Source organism: Streptomyces fagopyri (genome assembly GCF_009498275.1).
GTDB classification, from domain to species: domain Bacteria; phylum Actinomycetota; class Actinomycetes; order Streptomycetales; family Streptomycetaceae; genus Streptomyces; species Streptomyces fagopyri.
Genome location: NZ_CP045643.1, coordinates 7,044,331 through 7,060,749, shown reverse-complemented (window position 1 = coordinate 7,060,749; position 16,419 = coordinate 7,044,331). Strand labels below are relative to the sequence as shown.

Genomic DNA, 16,419 nt, shown 5'->3' with positions numbered 1-16,419 from the left:
CGATCCCGCTGCCCCGGCCACCGCGCGGAAGGAGCGATCCCGCTGCCCCGGCCACCGCGCGGAAGGAGCGACTCGGCCGTCCCGGACACCGGAGGGAAGGGCGACGGCGGCGCCATGGGGCCCTCCCCGACCCCGCACGGCGAGAACGACAGGACCGCTCTCCCGGGTCCGGCACCAGAAGAGCGACGCTACTGCGCTCCCGGTCACCGCACGACAGGGACCGCGCGGCTCGCGGTACGGAGCGGTGCCGCGCTCCGGGTGGCTCGCGGGGCGGCAGACCCGGCCGCCGTGTCGGGCAGGCCCGGCCCCCGTGTCGGACCGGGCTCCCGTGTCGGACAGGGCTCCCGTGTCGGACAGGGCTCCCGTCGGGCCGCCCCCTACATCAGGGGCGTCAAGAAGCGGCGCAGGACCTCTTCGTACTCCGTGGGGTCGGCGTTCCACAGGGCGCCGTGCGGAGCCCCCGCGACCGTGTGCAGGGTGACCAGGTCCGGACGGCGGCCGGCGAGGCGGCGCGAGGGGCCCCAGGGCGCGAGGACGTCGTCCGGGCCGTGCAGCACCAGCGTCGGCACCCTGAGCAGGTCGGGGTCGGCGGCCTGCCGGGTGCGGTCGCCGTGCGCTCCGGTGCGGCCCTGGGCGGCCCGGACCGCGAGCGGCAGCAGCGCCCTCGGGGTGTGGCGGGCGGTGGCGAGGGCGCGCAGCGTGGCTTCCCAGTCGAGGACGGGCGAGTCCAGGATCAGCCCGGCGATCCGGTCCCGCAGGGCGGAGTGGGCGGCGGTGCGCAGGGCCATGGTGGCCCCGGTGGACCAGCCGTACAGGACGACCTGCGCGGCGCCGTAGCGGATCGCGTAGCGCAGCGCGGCGTCCAGGTCGCGCCACTCGGTCTCGCCGAGATGGCCGAGGCCGTCCGGGGGACGGGGCGCGCCGACGTCTCCCCGGTAGGCGAGGTCGAGGACGGGGAGCCGGCTGCGGTGCAGGAACTCCATCACGTTCATCGGGAGTTCCCGGGTGGCGCCCAGGCCGTGCACGGTGATGACCCAGGTGTCGCGGACGCCGGGCACGAACCAGGCGGGCAGCGGGCCGAGCTCGCCGGGCACGTCCACGTCGGCGTGGTCGAGGCCGAGCGCGGTGCTCGGGTTGCCGACGTACAGGTTCGGGGTGAGCCAGACCCGGTCTCCCGCCCGCAGGGTTCCGTGGGTGACGCGTTCGAGCCGGCGTACGACCGTGTCGGCGGTGTGGGGCGAGTCCTCCAGGACCGGGCCGACGACCGCGTGCGAGCCGTCGCCGGCGAGTCCGTACGTTCCCGCGCGCCGGGAGGCCAGGGCACGGGTGAGCGTGATCCGGCCCGGGGCCGTGGCGTGCACGGTCAGCCGCGGCTCGGTGGGCAGGGGCCTGCCGGGCGGCGCCTTGAGCGCGGCGTCGCTGGCGAACCGGCCCACCGCCACGGAGGCCGCGCTCGCCGCCAGGGCTACGGTGACGGCCGCGGCCGTCGCTTTGGCAGTACGCACGGATTCAGTCTCACGGCGTATCCCGTTGTCGGCCAGTGGACGCGCGGACCGACGGCTTGCTCGCCGGGGCGGGACGACGGGGGTCTCGCCGTGGCCGGGGGACGGGAATCCCGCTTGCCGGGAGACGGGGGTCCCGCCGGGAAAGGGCGGCGGGGTCCCGCCCGGCCGCCGCGGTGAAGCCGTCCGGCCCGTCGGCGCCTGTCACGGCCCGGACCCGCCGTCCGCGTCCGGGCCGGGCTGGCCGTACCCCCGCAGCCGCTGCCCCGCCTCCGCCAGCTGTTCCCGCGAGAGCAGCGCGGGCGACAGTCCCGGTACGGACGACGCCAGGAGCCATACCCGGGACATCCACTCCACCTGGGCGGTGCGGTCGTACGCCTGGTCCAGGGAACCGCCGTGCGCGAGGGTGCCGTGGTTCCGCAGGAGGCAGGCCGTGCGGTCCGTGAGCGCCCGAAGCACGTTCTCGGCCAACTCGGGCGTCCCGTATGTCGCATATGGGGCGACACGGACAGGCCCACCGAGGGCGCCCGCCATGTAGTGGATCAGGGGAAGCTCCGTCACGAGCGTGGACACCGCCGTCGCGTGCGCGGCGTGGGTGTGGACGACGGCGAGCGTGCCGGTGGCGCGGTACACGGCCAGATGCATCGGCAGTTCGCTGGTCGGACGGAGAGAACCGAGGGTCTGCCGGCCGTCGAGGTCCACCCCGACCACGTCGTCGGGGGTGAGCCGGTCGTAGGGCACTCCGGTCGGCGTGACCAGGACCGTGTCACCGACCCGCACCGAGACGTTGCCCGAGGTTCCGACGACCAGCCCGTCGGCCACCGTCCGGCGGGCCGTCGCGACGAGTTCGCCCCACGCGTCCGCCACCTCCCGTGTCCGCGCACCGCGTGCGCCCTCCCCCGCGTCCCGCCCGTCCCGCCGCCGCTCCGCCATGCCCGCGATCCTGTCAGGACGGACGTCAACCGGATGCCGGTGAGGGCACTTCGGGGCGGAAGACGTACGCCCGCAAGGGTGCATATGCGGACAGATCAGCATTTTAAAGTGATGAACCGACGATCGACGTGCATTGAATGATCTTCCACTGACCTCTGGGGGATCCACCGTGCACGACGTCATTCCGGGGGGAAACACGGCCCGAGGCCACAGCCCGTTCCGTCGCCGCGTCCGCGCCCTCGCGGCGGCGGCCGTCATGGCGGCGCTCGCCGCCACCGGAACCGCGCTCACCGGCGCGCCGACCTCGTCCGCCGGTGCGGCAGGTGCGGCCGGCGCGCCCAGGGGCCACGACGTCTCCTCCCACCAGAAGTACGTCGACTGGCAGAGCGCGAAGGCGAACGGCGCCCAGTTCGTCTACGTGAAGGCCACCGAGTCCCACACCTACCGCAACCCCTACTTCGACCAGCAGTACGACGGGGCGTTCGACGCGGGCATCCTCCGCGGCGCGTACCACTACGCAATTCCTAACAAATCGTCCGGAACCAGGCAGGCCGCGTATTTCGTACGCAACGGAGGCGTCTGGCAGGCCGACGGCCGGACGCTGCCGCCCGCGCTCGACATCGAGTACAACCCGTACAGCAGGCACAAGTGTTACGGCATGAGCAAAACCGGGCTCGTGCACTGGATCCAGGACTTCAGCGACGAGCTCGAACGGGAGACGGGCCGCCGCCCGGTGATCTACACGACCGCCCACTGGTGGACCACCTGCACCGGGAACAGCCGCGCCTTCGCCGCGGACCACCCTCTCTGGCTGGCCCGCTACGACTCATCGGACATCGGCGCGGTGCCGGGCGGCTGGTCGACGTGGACGTTCTGGCAGTACGACAACAACGGGGCCCTGCCGGGTGACCAGAATCTCTTCAACGGATCCCTGGCCCGGCTGAAGAGACTCGCGAGGGGCTGACGGAGCCCGATATTCCGCCTTCGTTCGAACCACGGGCCACTCCGCGGGCGTTCACGCCGACACAAACGGAGGGGAGAACCGTGGTTCGATACACCCCTAAGCCCGCCTCAGTTCATCTTCCGTTCACTCAGGTTGCCTACGGTCCAACTGCCACTGACGTCAAACAGAAGCCTGGGTAAATGGAACACATCACGCTCCTCCTCGGAATCGTGATCGTCACCGCTCTCGTGTTCGATTTCACGAACGGTTTCCACGACACTGCCAACGCGATGGCGACGACCATCTCGACCGGCGCTCTGAAGCCCAAGACGGCGGTGGCCATGTCCGCCGTGCTGAATCTCGTCGGTGCGTTCCTCTCCGTGGAGGTCGCCAAGACGATCTCCGGCGGACTCATCAACGAAGAGGGCATACGCACCGAAGTGATCTTCGCGGCGCTCGTCGGCGCCATCCTCTGGAATCTGCTGACCTGGCTCCTGGGTCTGCCCTCCAGTTCCTCCCACGCGCTGTTCGGTGGTCTGATCGGCGCCGCGGTCATGTCGGCCGGCTGGTCGTCGGTGAACGGCTCGACCGTCGTCACCAAGGTCCTGCTCCCCGCGGTCGCCGCGCCCGTCGTGGCCGGATTCGCCGCGATGCTGGCCACCCGGCTGACGTACCGGATCAGCAACCGCGCCGACCAGAGGGCGACCGCCAAGGGCTACCGCGCCGGCCAGATCGCCTCGGCCGGTCTGGTCTCGCTGGCGCACGGCACGAACGACGCGCAGAAGACGATGGGCATCATCACCCTCGCCCTGGTCACCGGAGGCGTGATCGCTCCCGGCTCGAACCCTCCCACCTGGGTCATCGTCTCGGCCGGTACCGCCATCGCGCTCGGCACCTACCTGGGCGGCTGGCGCATCATCCGCACGATGGGCAAGGGGCTGACCGACCTCGCGCCGCAGCAGGGCTTCGCCGCCCAGACCAGCGCCGCGACGGCCATCCTGGCCTCCTCGCACATCGGCTTCTCCCTCTCCACCACCCAGGTCTGCTCGGGCGCCGTGATGGGCTCGGGTCTCGGCCGCAAGGGCGGTGTCGTCCGCTGGTCGACCGCGACCCGGATGTTCGTCGCCTGGGGCCTGACCCTGCCGGCCGCCGGACTGGCCGGCGCCGCCGCCGAGTTCCTGACCAAGCAGGGCACCTGGGGCATCGTCCTCACCGGCGCGCTGCTGGTCGCCGGCGCCGGCGTCATCTGGACCCTGTCCCGGCGTCAGCCGGTCACCGTCGACAACGTCAACGACGTCGCCGCCGAGCCGGCCGGTGTCGTCACCACCGCGATGGCCGCGGTCGTCCCGCCGCCCGCGGGCCCCGTCGCCGGAGACCGGTCCGGCGATCTCAAGACCACCATCCCGTCCCCGGACGCGGAGCCCACCCGCCCGGCCACGGTGTAAGGACAGAACAGCATGAACATCGACTGGGCAGCCCTCGGCTCCGTCTTCGGAGTCAGCCTCGTGGTCACCGTGGCCCTCGTCGGCCTCTTCACCCTCGGCATCGTCGGTCTCACCAAGCGCGAGTCCGCGTCCGCCCAGGGTGGTTCGGCCGCTCTCGCGGTCACCGGCGCGTACGTCTGCTTCGCCGCGTGCGCGGCGGCGGTGGCGTACGGGATCTATCTCATCGTCGGCAAGTGACCTCGCGCGGGTGACCGCGCTCCGGCAAACAGCCTGAATCGGGCTTCACTTCACGTGGGGTGCGGGACGGATCACCGTCCCGCACCCCACGCGTATGCCGTCCCTCACCCCACGCGCACGTCCTCCCCCGCCCCTCGTCATGTGGGCCTTCGCACACTCTCCCCTCGCAGGTCAACGGCAAGTTGACGGGTCCTGCAACCCGTGGTGGACTGCCGGAGCCAAGTACGGCGACAGAAGAGGAAGCCGGTGTGAATCCGGCGCGGTCCCGCCACTGTGACCGGGGAAGGAACTCCCCGGGAGCCAGGAACTCTCACCGCCGGTCTCGTCGAACCAGGGCGTGGACACCCTGAGTGAGGACATATCGCCATGCGCGGCTGCCCGTTGCGGGTCTTGATGAGTACGAGGGTTCCACTTCACCCCACGGCCGGCTGACCCCGTGCGTGCCGATCGCGTCTTCGCGTACGGCGCCGCCACCGGCCTCCTCGGCGACCTGCTGCTCGGCGACCCCCGCCGGGGTCATCCGGTCGCCGCGTTCGGGCGGGCCGCGGGAGCCGTGGAGCGGATGCTGTGGCGGGACCACCGCGGATGGGGAGCGCTGCACACCAGCGTCTGCGTCGGGGGCGCCGGTGCGCTGGCCGCGCTGGCGAGCCGCTGCGCACGCCGTTCCCGTACCGCGTCCATCGCCCTGACCGCCGCCGCCACTTGGGCCGTCGTCGGGGGCACCTCCCTCGGGCGTGAGGCGCGGGCGATCGGTGCCGCGCTCGGCACCGGTGACGTCGAGGCCGCCCGCGCACGGCTGCCGCACCTGTGCGGGCGCGACCCCCAGGCGCTGGACCGCGACGGCATCGCGCGGGCCGTCGTCGAGTCGGTCGCCGAGAACACCTCCGACGCCGTGGTGGGCGCCCTGGTGTGGGGAGCGGTCGGCGGTGTGCCCGGACTGGTCGCCTTCCGCGCCGTGAACACGCTCGACGCCATGGTCGGGCACAGATCCGCCAAGTACCTGCGGTACGGCTGGGCTTCCGCGCGGCTCGACGACGTCGCGGGCTGGCCGGGAGCGCGGCTGACCGCGGCGCTCGCCACCGTCGCCGGCGACGACCCGCGCGGGGCGGTGCGCGCCTGGCGCGCCGACGCCCGCCGGCACCCGAGCCCCAACGCCGGTCCCGTGGAAGCCTCGTTCGCCGGATCGCTCGGGGTGCGGCTCGGCGGGCCCCTCTCGTACTCCGGCCGGATCGAGCACCGGCCCGTCCTCAACGACGGCGGGCGCGCCGTGCGCGTCGGCGACATCGAACGGGCCGTACGGCTGTCACGGCGCGTCGGCTGGCTCGCCCTGGGCGCGAGTGCCGCGGGACGACTGCTGGCCGGGCGGCTGATCGCCAGGGGCCCCCTCACGAAAGGGCGTACGACATGAGCGGCGGTCTCCTCGTCGCCGGAACCACCTCCGACGCCGGCAAGAGCGTCGTGACCGCCGGGATCTGCCGGTGGCTGGTGCGGCAGGGCGTCAAGGTCGCGCCCTTCAAGGCGCAGAACATGTCCTTGAACTCCTTCGTGACCCGCGAGGGCGCCGAGATCGGGCGCGCCCAGGCCATGCAGGCGCAGGCCGCCCGCGTGGAACCGACCGCCCTCATGAACCCCGTGCTGCTGAAGCCGGGCAGCGACCGGAGCAGTCAGGTCGTGCTCATGGGCAGACCGGTGGGCGAGATGACCGCCCGCGGCTACCACGGCGGCCGGCAGCAACAGCTCCTGGGCACCGTGCTGGACTGCCTCGCCGAGTTGCGGGGCACATATGACGCGGTGATCTGTGAGGGGGCCGGCAGTCCTGCCGAGATCAACCTGCGGCGGACCGACATCGTGAACATGGGGATCGCGCGCAACGCGCGGCTGCCGGTGCTCGTCGTCGGCGACATCGACCGCGGCGGTGTGTTCGCCTCGTTCTTCGGGACGGTCGCGCTGCTGTCCCGCGAGGACCAGGAGTTCGTCGCCGGATTCCTGGTCAACAAGTTCCGGGGTGATGTGTCCCTGCTGGAGCCCGGACTCGACATGCTCAAGGACCTCACCGGACGCCGTACGTACGGGGTGCTGCCCTTCCGGCACGGCCTCGGGATCGACGAGGAGGACGGCCTGCGCGTCTCCTTGCGGGGCGCCGTACGGGAGTCCGCGGTCGCCGGGCCGGTCGGCGAGGACGTCCTGCGCGTCGCGGTCTGCGCGGTCCCGCTGATGTCCAACTTCACGGACGTGGACGCGCTGGCCGCCGAACCCGGCGTCGTCGTACGGTTCGTGGACCGGGCCGCGGAACTCGCCGACGCCGACCTCGTCATCGTGCCCGGGACCCGGGGGACGGTGGCGGCGCTGCGGTGGCTGCGGGAACGCGGACTCGCGGAGGCCGTCCTGCGCAGGGCCCGCGAGGGCCGGCCCGTGCTCGGCATCTGCGGCGGCTTCCAGATCCTCGGTGAACACATCGAGGACGAGGTGGAGTCCAGGGCGGGCGCCGTCGACGGCCTCGGACTGCTGCCGGTGCGCGTGCGGTTCGCGCGCGAGAAGACCCTCACGCGCCCGGCCGGCGAGGCGCTCGGCGAACACGTCGAGGGGTACGAGATCCATCACGGCGTCGCCGAGGTGACCGGTGGCGACCCCTTCCTGGACGGGTGCCGTGTGGGCGCCGTCTGGGGTACCCACTGGCACGGCTCGCTGGAGTCGGACGGCTTCCGGCGTGCCTTTCTGCGCGAGGTGGCGGCCGCCGCGGGCCGCCGCTTCGTACCCGCCGCCGACACGTCGTTCGGGGCGCTGCGCGAGGAGCAGCTCGACCGGCTCGGCGATCTGATCGAGGAACACGCGGACACGGACGCGCTGTGGCGGCTCATCGAGTCGGGCGCGCCGCAAGGACTGCCCTTCATTCCACCGGGAGCGCCCGCATGAGCACAGTGTTGTTGTTGTCGACCGCCGACACCGATCTGCTGGCGGCCCGGGCCTCCGGCGCCCCGTACCGGATCGGCAACCCGACCCGGGTGGAGGTGGGCGAGGAACTCCCCCGGCTCGTCGAGGGCGCGGACGTCGCCGTCGTCCGGCTGCTGGGCGGCAAGCGTGCCTGGGAGGACGGGCTCGCCGTCCTCAAGGCGTCCGGAATCCCGACCGTGCTCCTCGGCGGCGAGACCGTCCCCGACGCCGAGTTGATGGCCGATTCGTCGGTGCCGGCCGGTGTGGTGGCCGAGGCGCTGCGCTATCTGGTCGAGGGCGGGCCGGAGAACCTCACCGAGCTGGCCCGGTTCCTCTCCGACACCGTGCTGCTCACCGGTGAGGGCTTCGAGGAGCCCCGCGCGATGCCCGAGTACGGCGTCCACGGCGAGCGGGTCTTCATCGAGGGCCGCCCGACCGTCGGGGTGCTCTTCTACCGCGCCCACCAACTGGCCGGGAACACCGCCTTCGTCGACACGCTGTGCGACGCCGTCGAGGCACGCGGCGCCAACGCCCTCGCCGTGTACTGCGGTTCACTGCGCGGCGCCGACAGCGGTCTCTACGACATCCTCGGCAGGACCGACACGCTGGTCGCCACCGTGCTCGCGGCGGGCGGCACACACGCCTCGGAGGCGTCCGCGGGCGGCGACGACGAGGCCTGGGACATCGGCGCCCTCGCCGACCTCGACATCCCCGTGCTGCAGGGGCTCTGCCTCACCTCGTCGAAGCGGGCCTGGGACGAGTCGGACGCCGCCCTCTCCCCCATGGACGCGGCGATGCAGGTCGCCATCCCGGAGTTCGACGGGCGGCTCATCACCGTGCCGTTCTCCTTCAAGGAGCAGGGCCCCGACGACGTCCCGGTGTACGTGGCCGATCCCGAACGGGCCGCGCGCGTCGCCGGAATCGCCGTACGGCACGCCCGGTTGAGGCACAAGCCGAACGCCGAGAAGAAGCTCGCGCTCGTCTTCACCGCGTACCCGACCAAGCACTCGCGGGTCGGCAACGCGGTGGGCCTCGACACGCCCGCCTCGGCCGTGCGGGTGCTGGACGCGCTGCGGGACGCCGGCTACGCCCTCACCGAATACCCGGACAACGGCGACGAGTTGATTCACCGTCTCATCGCCGCCGGTGGCCATGACGTCGAATGGCTCACCGAGGAGCAGCTGGCCTCCGCACCGGCGCGGGTGCCGCTCGCCGACTACCGCGCGTGGTTCGACCGGCTCGACCCCGGGTTGCGGGACGGCATGCTGGAGGCGTGGGGCGAACCGCCGGGCAACCTGTACGTGGACGGCGACGACATCGTCCTGGCGTCCCTGCGGTTCGGGAACGTCGTCGTGATGATCCAGCCGCCCCGCGGTTTCGGCGAGAACCCGATCGCGATCTATCACGACCCCGACATGCCGCCGTCGCACCACTACATGGCGGCCTATCGCTGGCTGGAGAACAGTTTCGGCGCGGACGCCGTCGTGCACATGGGCAAGCACGGCACGATGGAGTGGCTGCCCGGCAAGGGGCTCGGGCTCAGCGGTGGCTGCGCGCCCGACGCCGTGCTCGGTGAACTCCCGCTCGTCTACCCCTTCATCGTCAACGACCCGGGCGAGGGCACCCAGGCCAAGCGGCGCGGGCACGCCACCGTCGTCGACCACCTGGTGCCGCCGATGGCACGCGCGGACACCTACGGCGACCTCGCCAAGCTGGAGCAGCTCCTCGACGAGTACGCCCTCGTCTCGGACCTGGACCCGACGAAGGCCCCGGCGGTCCGCGCGCAGATCTGGACGCTGGTGAAGGCGGCCGAGCTCCATCACGACCTGCACGTCGACGACCAGCCGGACGACGGCGACTTCGACGCGTTCGTGATGCACATCGACGGCTATCTCTGCGAGATCAAGGACGTGCAGATCAGGGACGGCCTGCACATCCTGGGCGGCGGCCCGGAGGCCGAGCCGCGTGTCAACCTGGTCCTGGCCGTGCTGCGCGCCTCCCAGGTGTGGGGTGGCGCCGCGAACGCGCTGCCGGGGCTGCGGGCCGCTCTCGCCGGGCACTTCGGCCTGTCCGAGAAGGAGCTGCTGAGCGAGCCCGGCGCGCCGGTGAAGGTTCCGGTGGAGCTGACGGACCTCGTCGGGGGCCCGGCGCGGACGGGCGCCGACGCGATCGACCTGCTGGAGCAGCTGTGCCGCCGCGCGGCCGAGGGCATGGAGGAACGCGGCTGGGACGGCGCGGCCGTGCCCGCTCTGGTGCGCGAGGTGCTGGGCACCGAACTCCCGGACGCCGTCGCGGTGCTGGACTTCGCCTGCCGCGAGGTCGTGCCGCGGCTGGCCCGGACGACGGACGAGATCACCCACATCCTGCGTGCCCTGGACGGCGGTTACGTTCCGGCCGGTCCGTCGGGGTCGCCGACCCGCGGTCTGGTGAACGTCCTGCCGACCGGCCGCAACTTCTACTCGGTCGACCCCAAGGCGATTCCCTCCCGGCTCAGTTGGGAGGTCGGGCAGTCGCTCGCCGACTCGCTGGTGCAGCGTTACCTCCAGGACACCGGGGCGTACCCGAAGTCCGTGGGTCTGACGGTCTGGGGCACGTCCGCGATGCGCACCCAGGGCGACGACATCGCGGAGATCCTGGCGCTGCTTGGCTGCCGCCCGGTCTGGGACGACGCCTCCCGCCGGGTGACCGGCTTCGAGATCGTCCCCCTCGACGAGCTGGGCCGGCCGCGCATCGACGTCACGGTGCGCATCTCCGGTTTCTTCCGGGACGCGTTCCCGCACGTGGTCGGCCTCATCGACGACGCGGTGCGGGCGGTGGCGGAGCTGGACGAGCCGGCCGACCTCAACCACGTCCGCGCGCACGCCGACGAGGACACCGCCGCACACGGCGACCGGCGGCGCGCCACCTCGCGCATCTTCGGCTCCAAGCCGGGTGCCTACGGGGCCGGCCTGCTGCCGCTGATCGACGCCCGCAACTGGCGCTCCGACGCGGACCTCGCCGAGGTGTACGCGGTGTGGGGCGGCTACGCCTACGGGCGCGGTCTGGACGGCCGGGCGGCGCGCGGCGACATGGAGACCGCGTTCCGGCGCATCGCGGTGGCGGCGAAGAACGTGGACACCCGTGAGCACGATCTCGTCGACGCGGACGACTACTTCCAGTACCACGGCGGCATGGTGGCCATGGTGCGCCATCTGACGGGGGCGAGCCCGGAGGCGTACGTCGGCGACTCGGCCGTGCCGGACCAGGTCAGGACCCGCACGCTCGGCGAGGAGACGCACCGGGTCTTCCGCGCCCGGGTGGTCAACCCGCGCTGGATGGCGGCGATGCGGCGGCACGGCTACAAGGGGGCCTTCGAGATGGCGGCGACCGTCGACTACCTCTTCGGCTACGACGCCACGGCCGGGGTGGTGGACGACTGGATGTACGAGAAGCTCAGCGCGGAGTACGTCTTCGACGCGGAGAACCAGGACTTCATGAAGAAGTCCAACCCGTGGGCGCTGCGCGGGATCACCGAACGGCTCCTGGAGGCCGCCGACCGGGGGCTGTGGGCCGAGCCGGACGCGGACACGCTGGAGCGGCTGCGCGCGACCTATCTGGAGCTCGAAGGCGACTTGGAGGGCGACGACCAGTGAGTACCCCGTTCCCGTTCACGGCCGTGGTCGGCCAGGACGACCTGCGGCTCGCGCTGCTGCTGAACGCCGTGTCACCGGCGGTGGGCGGTGTGCTGGTCCGCGGCGAGAAGGGCACCGCCAAGTCCACGGCCGTGCGCGCCCTCTCCGTGCTCATGCCCGAGGTGGACGTCGTCGCCGGGTGCCGGTTCTCGTGCGATCCGGACGCCCCGGACCCCGCGTGCCCGGACGGGCCGCACGACGGCGGCCCCTACGTGTCGCGCCCGGCCCGTACGGTCGAACTGCCCGTCGGTGCCTCCGAGGACCGGCTCGTCGGCGCCCTCGACATCGAGCGGGCGCTCGCTGAGGGCGTGAAGGCCTTCGAGCCGGGCCTGCTGGCCGACGCGCACCGCGGGATCCTGTACGTGGACGAGGTCAACCTCCTCCACGACCACCTCGTCGACCTGCTGCTGGACGCGGCGGCGATGGGCGCCTCGTACGTGGAGCGCGAAGGTGTCTCCGTACGGCACGCGGCGCGCTTCCTGCTGGTGGGGACCATGAACCCCGAAGAGGGCGAACTGCGGCCGCAGTTGCTCGACCGGTTCGGGCTGACCGTCGAGGTCGCGGCCTCCCGGGAGCCCGACCAGCGGGTCGAGGTCGTCCGGCGCAGGCTCGCCTACGACGACGACCCGGACGGCTTCGCGGCGCGCTGGGCCGACGAGGAGTCCGCGGTGCGGGCGCGGATCGCGGCGGCGCGCGGGCTGTTGCCGTCGGTGCGGCTCGGGGACGCGGCACTGCGGCAGATCGCGGCGACCTGTGCCGCGTTCGAGGTGGACGGTATGCGGGCCGACATCGTGATGGCCCGGACCGCGACCGCGCTGGCCGCCTGGGCGGGGCGCACCGAGGTGCTGCCCGAGGACGTGCGGCAGGCGGCGCTGCTCGCGCTGCCCCACCGGCGCCGGCGCAACCCCTTCGACGCTCCGGGACTCGACGAGGACAAACTCGACGAGACGCTGGAGGAGTTCGGCGGTTCCGACGACGACCCCGACCCCGACGCGCGCCCCGACGGCGACCCGAACCCGGATCCGGACGGGCCCGGCGGGGGCGGGCAGCCGCCGCAGGACGGCCCGGACGGCGAGTCGCCCGCCGGTGACGTCCCGGCGCGGGGCGAGCCCTCGCAGGACGAGCGGGCGCCGGACGCGCCGGGCTCCGGTGAGCGGTCCCCGGTCCGCGCCGCCGAACCCTTCCGGACGAAGGTGCTGAGCGTCCCCGGTCTCGGCGAGGGCGCGGCGGGCCGGCGTTCCCGGGCGCGGACCGAGCACGGCCGGACGACCGGCTCGCGACGGCCGCGGGGCACGCTCACCAAGCTGCACCTGGCGGCGACCGTGCTGGCGGCGGCGCCGCACCAGCGGGCGCGTGGACGCTCGGGTCCCGGTCTGGTCGTACGACGGGACGATCTGCGCCAGGCCACCCGTGAGGGGCGGGAGGGCAACCTCGTGCTGTTCGTGGTGGACGCCTCCGGGTCGATGGCGGCGCGGCAGCGGATGGGCGCCGTGAAGGGTGCGGTGCTGTCCCTGCTGCTCGACGCCTACCAGCGGCGGGACAAGGTCGGTCTGGTGACCTTCCGCGGCTCCGCCGCCGAGGTCGCGCTGCCGCCCACGTCCTCGGTGGACGCGGCCGCGGCACGCCTGGAGTCGCTGCCCACGGGCGGGCGGACGCCGCTCGCGGCCGGGCTGCTGCGCGCGCACGAGGTGCTGCGGGTCGAGCGGCTGCGGGACGCGACGCGACGGCCCCTGGTCGTCGTGGTGACCGACGGGCGGGCCACCGGCGGGCCCGAACCGGTCGCGCTCGCGGGGCGCGCGGCGCGGCTGTTCGCGGCCGGCGGGCTCGCCTCCGTGGTCGTCGACTGCGAGGCGGGGCCGGTGCGGCTCGGGCTCGCGGGGCGGCTCGCGGACGAGCTGGGCGGGTCGGCGGTGACGCTGGACGAGCTGCGGGCCGATTCGATCGCCGGGCTCGTGCGCGAGGTGCAGGGGACTTCGAGGAGGGCCGCGTAATGCCGCAGGGACAGCCAAGTGTCGTACCGGACGACGGACTGACGACCCGTCAGCGGCGCAACCGGCCGCTGCTCGTGGTGCACACCGGCGTGGGCAAGGGGAAGTCGACCGCCGCCTTCGGGCTCGCGCTGCGTGCCTGGAACCAGGGGTGGCCCATCGGGGTGTTCCAGTTCGTCAAGTCGGCGAAGTGGAAGGTCGGCGAGGAGAACGCGCTGCGGGTGCTGGGCGCCAGCGGTGAGGGCGGCTCCGTCGCCTGGCACAAGATGGGCGAGGGCTGGTCCTGGGTGCAGCGCGGCCTCCAGGGTGACAACTCGACCAACGAGGAGAAGGCCCGCGAGGGCTGGGAGCAGGTCAAGCGGGACCTCGCGGCCGAGACGTACCGGCTGTACGTCCTCGACGAGTTCGCGTACCCCATGCACTGGGGCTGGGTGGACGTCGACGAGGTGGTCGCGGTGCTTCGCGACCGGCCCGGGACCCAGCATGTCGTGATCACCGGGCGCAACGCCCCCGAGAAGCTGGTCGGGGCCGCCGATCTCGTCACCGACATGTCGAAGGTCAAGCATCCGATGGACGCCGGCCAGAAGGGCCAGAGGGGCATCGAGTGGTGACGTCCGTCCCCCGGCTGGTCATCGCCGCGCCCTCGTCCGGCAGCGGCAAGACCACTGTCGCCACGGGGCTGATGGCGGCCTTCACCGCGCGGGGGCTCGCCGTGTCCCCGCACAAGGTGGGGCCCGACTACATCGACCCGGGCTACCACGCGCTCGCGACCGGGCGCGCGGGGCGCAACCTCGACGCGTACCTGTGCGGTACGGAGTTGATCGCGCCGCTGTTCGCGCACGGGGCGCGGGGATGCGATCTCGCCGTCGTCGAGGGCGTGATGGGGCTGTACGACGGGGCGGCCGGGCAGGGCGACCTCGCGTCCACGGCGCAGGTGGCGAAGCTGTTGCGGGCGCCGGTGGTGCTGGTCGTCGACGCCTCGTCGCAGTCGCGGTCCGTGGCCGCGCTGGTGCACGGGTTCGCCTCCTGGGACCCCGGGGTGCGGGTGGCGGGGGTGATCCTCAACAAGGTGGGGTCCGACCGGCACGAGGAGATGCTCCGGGAGGCGCTGGACGCGTCGGGGGTGCCGGTGCTCGGCGCCCTGCGGCGTACCGCGCAGGTGGACACGCCTTCCCGGCACCTGGGGCTGGTGCCTGTCGCCGAGCGGCGCGCGGACGCCGTGGACGCCGTGGCGTCGATGGCCGCGCAGGTGCGGCACGGGTGCGATCTCGACGCGCTGTTCGCGTTGGCGTGCGGTGCGGGTGAGCTGTCCGGTGCGGCGTGGGACGCGGCCGGGGCCGTGGCCTCCGTGCCCCCCTGTCCCCGGACGCCGGACGGCCGGACCGACCGGGCGCCGGCCGGGGCGGGAGAGCGCGGCACCGGGCCGTCGCGGGCGCCGCGCGTCGCTGTCGCCGGAGGGGCCGCCTTCACCTTCTCCTACGCCGAGCACGCCGAGCTGCTCGCCGCCGCCGGGGCCGAGGTCGTCGTCTTCGATCCGCTGCGGGACGAGCGACTGCCCGAGGGAACCGGCGGGTTGGTCATCGGCGGCGGGTTCCCGGAGGTGTACGCGTCCGAGCTGTCCGCCAACGAGCCGTTGCGCAAGGCCGTGGCCGAGCTGGCGTTCGGCGGGGCGCCCGTCGCCGCCGAATGCGCCGGACTGCTGTATCTCTCGCGCGAGCTCGACGGCCGGCCGATGTGCGGGGTGCTCGACGCCACGGCCCGGATGGACGAACGGCTCACCCTGGGCTACCGGGACGCCGTGGCCGTGTCCGACAGCGTGCTCGCCGCGGCCGGTACCCGGATGCGCGGGCACGAGTTCCACCGGACGGTCGTCGAGCCCGGCGCCGGGGCCGCTCCCGCCTGGGGCGTGCGTGCCCCGCGATCACGCGTCGAGGGTTTCGTACAGCGAGGCGTGCACGCGAGTTATCTGCACACGCACTGGGCGTCCGTCCCCGGTGTCGCCCGTCGGTTCGTGGAGAGGTGTCTGACGTCATGAGCAGCAAGCTGATCGGAGTCGGCGTCGGCCCGGGGGACCCGGAGCTGGTGACCGTCAAGGGCGTCAACGCGCTGCGTGCCGCCGAGGTGGTCGTGGTGCCCGTCATGGACACCGGGGAACGCGGGCGCGCCGAGGCGACCGTGCTGCACTACGTGCCCGCGGAGAAGGTCCTGCGGGTCGTGTTCGCGCTCAACGAGCGGACCGACCGCACCCGCCGCGAGGCGGCCTGGGACGCCGCGGGCGCGCGGGTCGCGGAGCTGCTGGGGCGGCACACGACCGTCGCCTTCGCGACCATCGGCGACCCCAACGTGTACTCGACCTTCACCTATCTCGCGCACACCATCGGCGCGCTCGTGCCGGGGACGGAGATCGAGACCGTGCCCGGCATCACCGCGATGCAGGACCTCGCCGCCCGCTCCGGGGCGGTGCTCACGGAGGGGACCGAGCCGCTCACCCTGGTGCCGGTGACCGCCGGGGCCGCCGTGCTCAAGGACGCCCTGAACGGGCCCGGCACGGTCGTCGCGTACAAGTTCGGACGGCAGGCGCACGAGGTCGCCCGCGCGCTGCGGGAGACCGGGCGGATCGACGACGCGGTGTGGGGTTCGGCGCTCGGCCTGGAGGGTGAGTCGATCCGGCCCGCCGCGGACCTGGACGGCGAGCCGCTGCCGTATCTCTCCACGCTCATCGCGCCCGCCCGGCGGGACGGCGGACGCGGCGGGAAACTGTGAGCCGCG

The 16,419-nt window shown here is 73.2% G+C and carries 12 protein-coding genes and 1 riboswitch; of the genes, 10 read left to right on the top strand and 2 right to left on the bottom strand.

Annotation, left to right across the window (positions count from 1 at the left end; all coding sequences use genetic code 11):
• Positions 1-377: 377 nt before the first annotated feature.
• Together GFH48_RS30485 and GFH48_RS30480 are read right to left on the bottom strand one after the other, a co-directional pair.
• Complete coding sequence (locus GFH48_RS30485) at positions 378-1,505, bottom strand: alpha/beta hydrolase family protein (RefSeq protein WP_153291316.1); 1,128 nt, start codon at positions 1,503-1,505, stop codon at positions 378-380.
• Between the two features lie 201 nt (positions 1,506-1,706).
• Positions 1,707-2,435 (bottom strand): class II aldolase/adducin family protein, encoded by a 729-nt coding sequence (locus GFH48_RS30480; RefSeq protein WP_153291315.1) that lies wholly within the window; start codon positions 2,433-2,435, stop codon positions 1,707-1,709.
• Positions 2,436-2,691: 256 nt separating this feature from the next.
• Here GFH48_RS30480 and GFH48_RS30475 point away from each other — a divergent pair, with 256 nt between their 5' ends.
• The 10 genes from GFH48_RS30475 to cobI all read left to right on the top strand — a co-directional run bounded on the left by GFH48_RS30475 (position 2,692) and on the right by cobI (position 16,413).
• Entirely contained in the window at positions 2,692-3,399 is a 708-nt protein-coding gene (locus GFH48_RS30475) for a lysozyme (protein ID WP_153293188.1), read from the top strand.
• A 179-nt stretch (positions 3,400-3,578) separates the two neighbouring features.
• Positions 3,579-4,823, top strand: a complete 1,245-nt coding sequence (locus GFH48_RS30470) for an inorganic phosphate transporter (protein ID WP_153291314.1) — start codon at positions 3,579-3,581, stop codon at positions 4,821-4,823.
• Positions 4,824-4,835: 12 nt separating this feature from the next.
• Complete coding sequence (locus GFH48_RS30465) at positions 4,836-5,060, top strand: hypothetical protein (protein WP_153291313.1); 225 nt, start codon at positions 4,836-4,838, stop codon at positions 5,058-5,060.
• 188 nt (positions 5,061-5,248) lie between these two features.
• Positions 5,249-5,389: riboswitch (cobalamin riboswitch) on the top strand.
• A gap of 107 nt (positions 5,390-5,496) precedes the next feature.
• Entirely contained in the window at positions 5,497-6,468 is a 972-nt protein-coding gene (locus tag GFH48_RS30460; protein WP_153291312.1) for a cobalamin biosynthesis protein, read from the top strand.
• Entirely contained in the window at positions 6,465-7,973 is a 1,509-nt protein-coding gene (locus GFH48_RS30455) for a cobyric acid synthase (protein WP_153291311.1), read from the top strand. The genes GFH48_RS30460 and GFH48_RS30455 overlap by 4 nt, the downstream gene beginning before the upstream one ends.
• On the top strand, positions 7,970-11,623 hold the full coding sequence (gene cobN / locus GFH48_RS30450; protein ID WP_153291310.1) for a cobaltochelatase subunit CobN: 3,654 nt from the start codon (positions 7,970-7,972) through the stop codon (positions 11,621-11,623). Before GFH48_RS30455 ends, cobN begins: the two co-directional genes overlap by 4 nt.
• Positions 11,620-13,653, top strand: a complete 2,034-nt coding sequence (locus GFH48_RS30445) for a putative cobaltochelatase (protein ID WP_153291309.1) — start codon at positions 11,620-11,622, stop codon at positions 13,651-13,653. The genes cobN and GFH48_RS30445 overlap by 4 nt, the downstream gene beginning before the upstream one ends.
• On the top strand, positions 13,653-14,261 hold the full coding sequence (gene cobO, locus GFH48_RS30440) for a cob(I)yrinic acid a,c-diamide adenosyltransferase (RefSeq protein WP_153291308.1): 609 nt from the start codon (positions 13,653-13,655) through the stop codon (positions 14,259-14,261). Before GFH48_RS30445 ends, cobO begins: the two co-directional genes overlap by 1 nt.
• Positions 14,255-15,685 carry a cobyrinate a,c-diamide synthase gene (locus GFH48_RS30435; RefSeq protein WP_153291307.1) on the top strand — a complete coding sequence of 477 codons (1,431 nt, stop codon included), beginning with the start codon at positions 14,255-14,257 and terminating at the stop codon, positions 15,683-15,685. Before cobO ends, GFH48_RS30435 begins: the two co-directional genes overlap by 7 nt.
• Complete coding sequence (cobI, locus tag GFH48_RS30430; RefSeq protein ID WP_153291306.1) at positions 15,682-16,413, top strand: precorrin-2 C(20)-methyltransferase; 732 nt, start codon at positions 15,682-15,684, stop codon at positions 16,411-16,413. The genes GFH48_RS30435 and cobI overlap by 4 nt, the downstream gene beginning before the upstream one ends.
• The last annotated feature ends 6 nt before the right edge of the window (positions 16,414-16,419 follow it).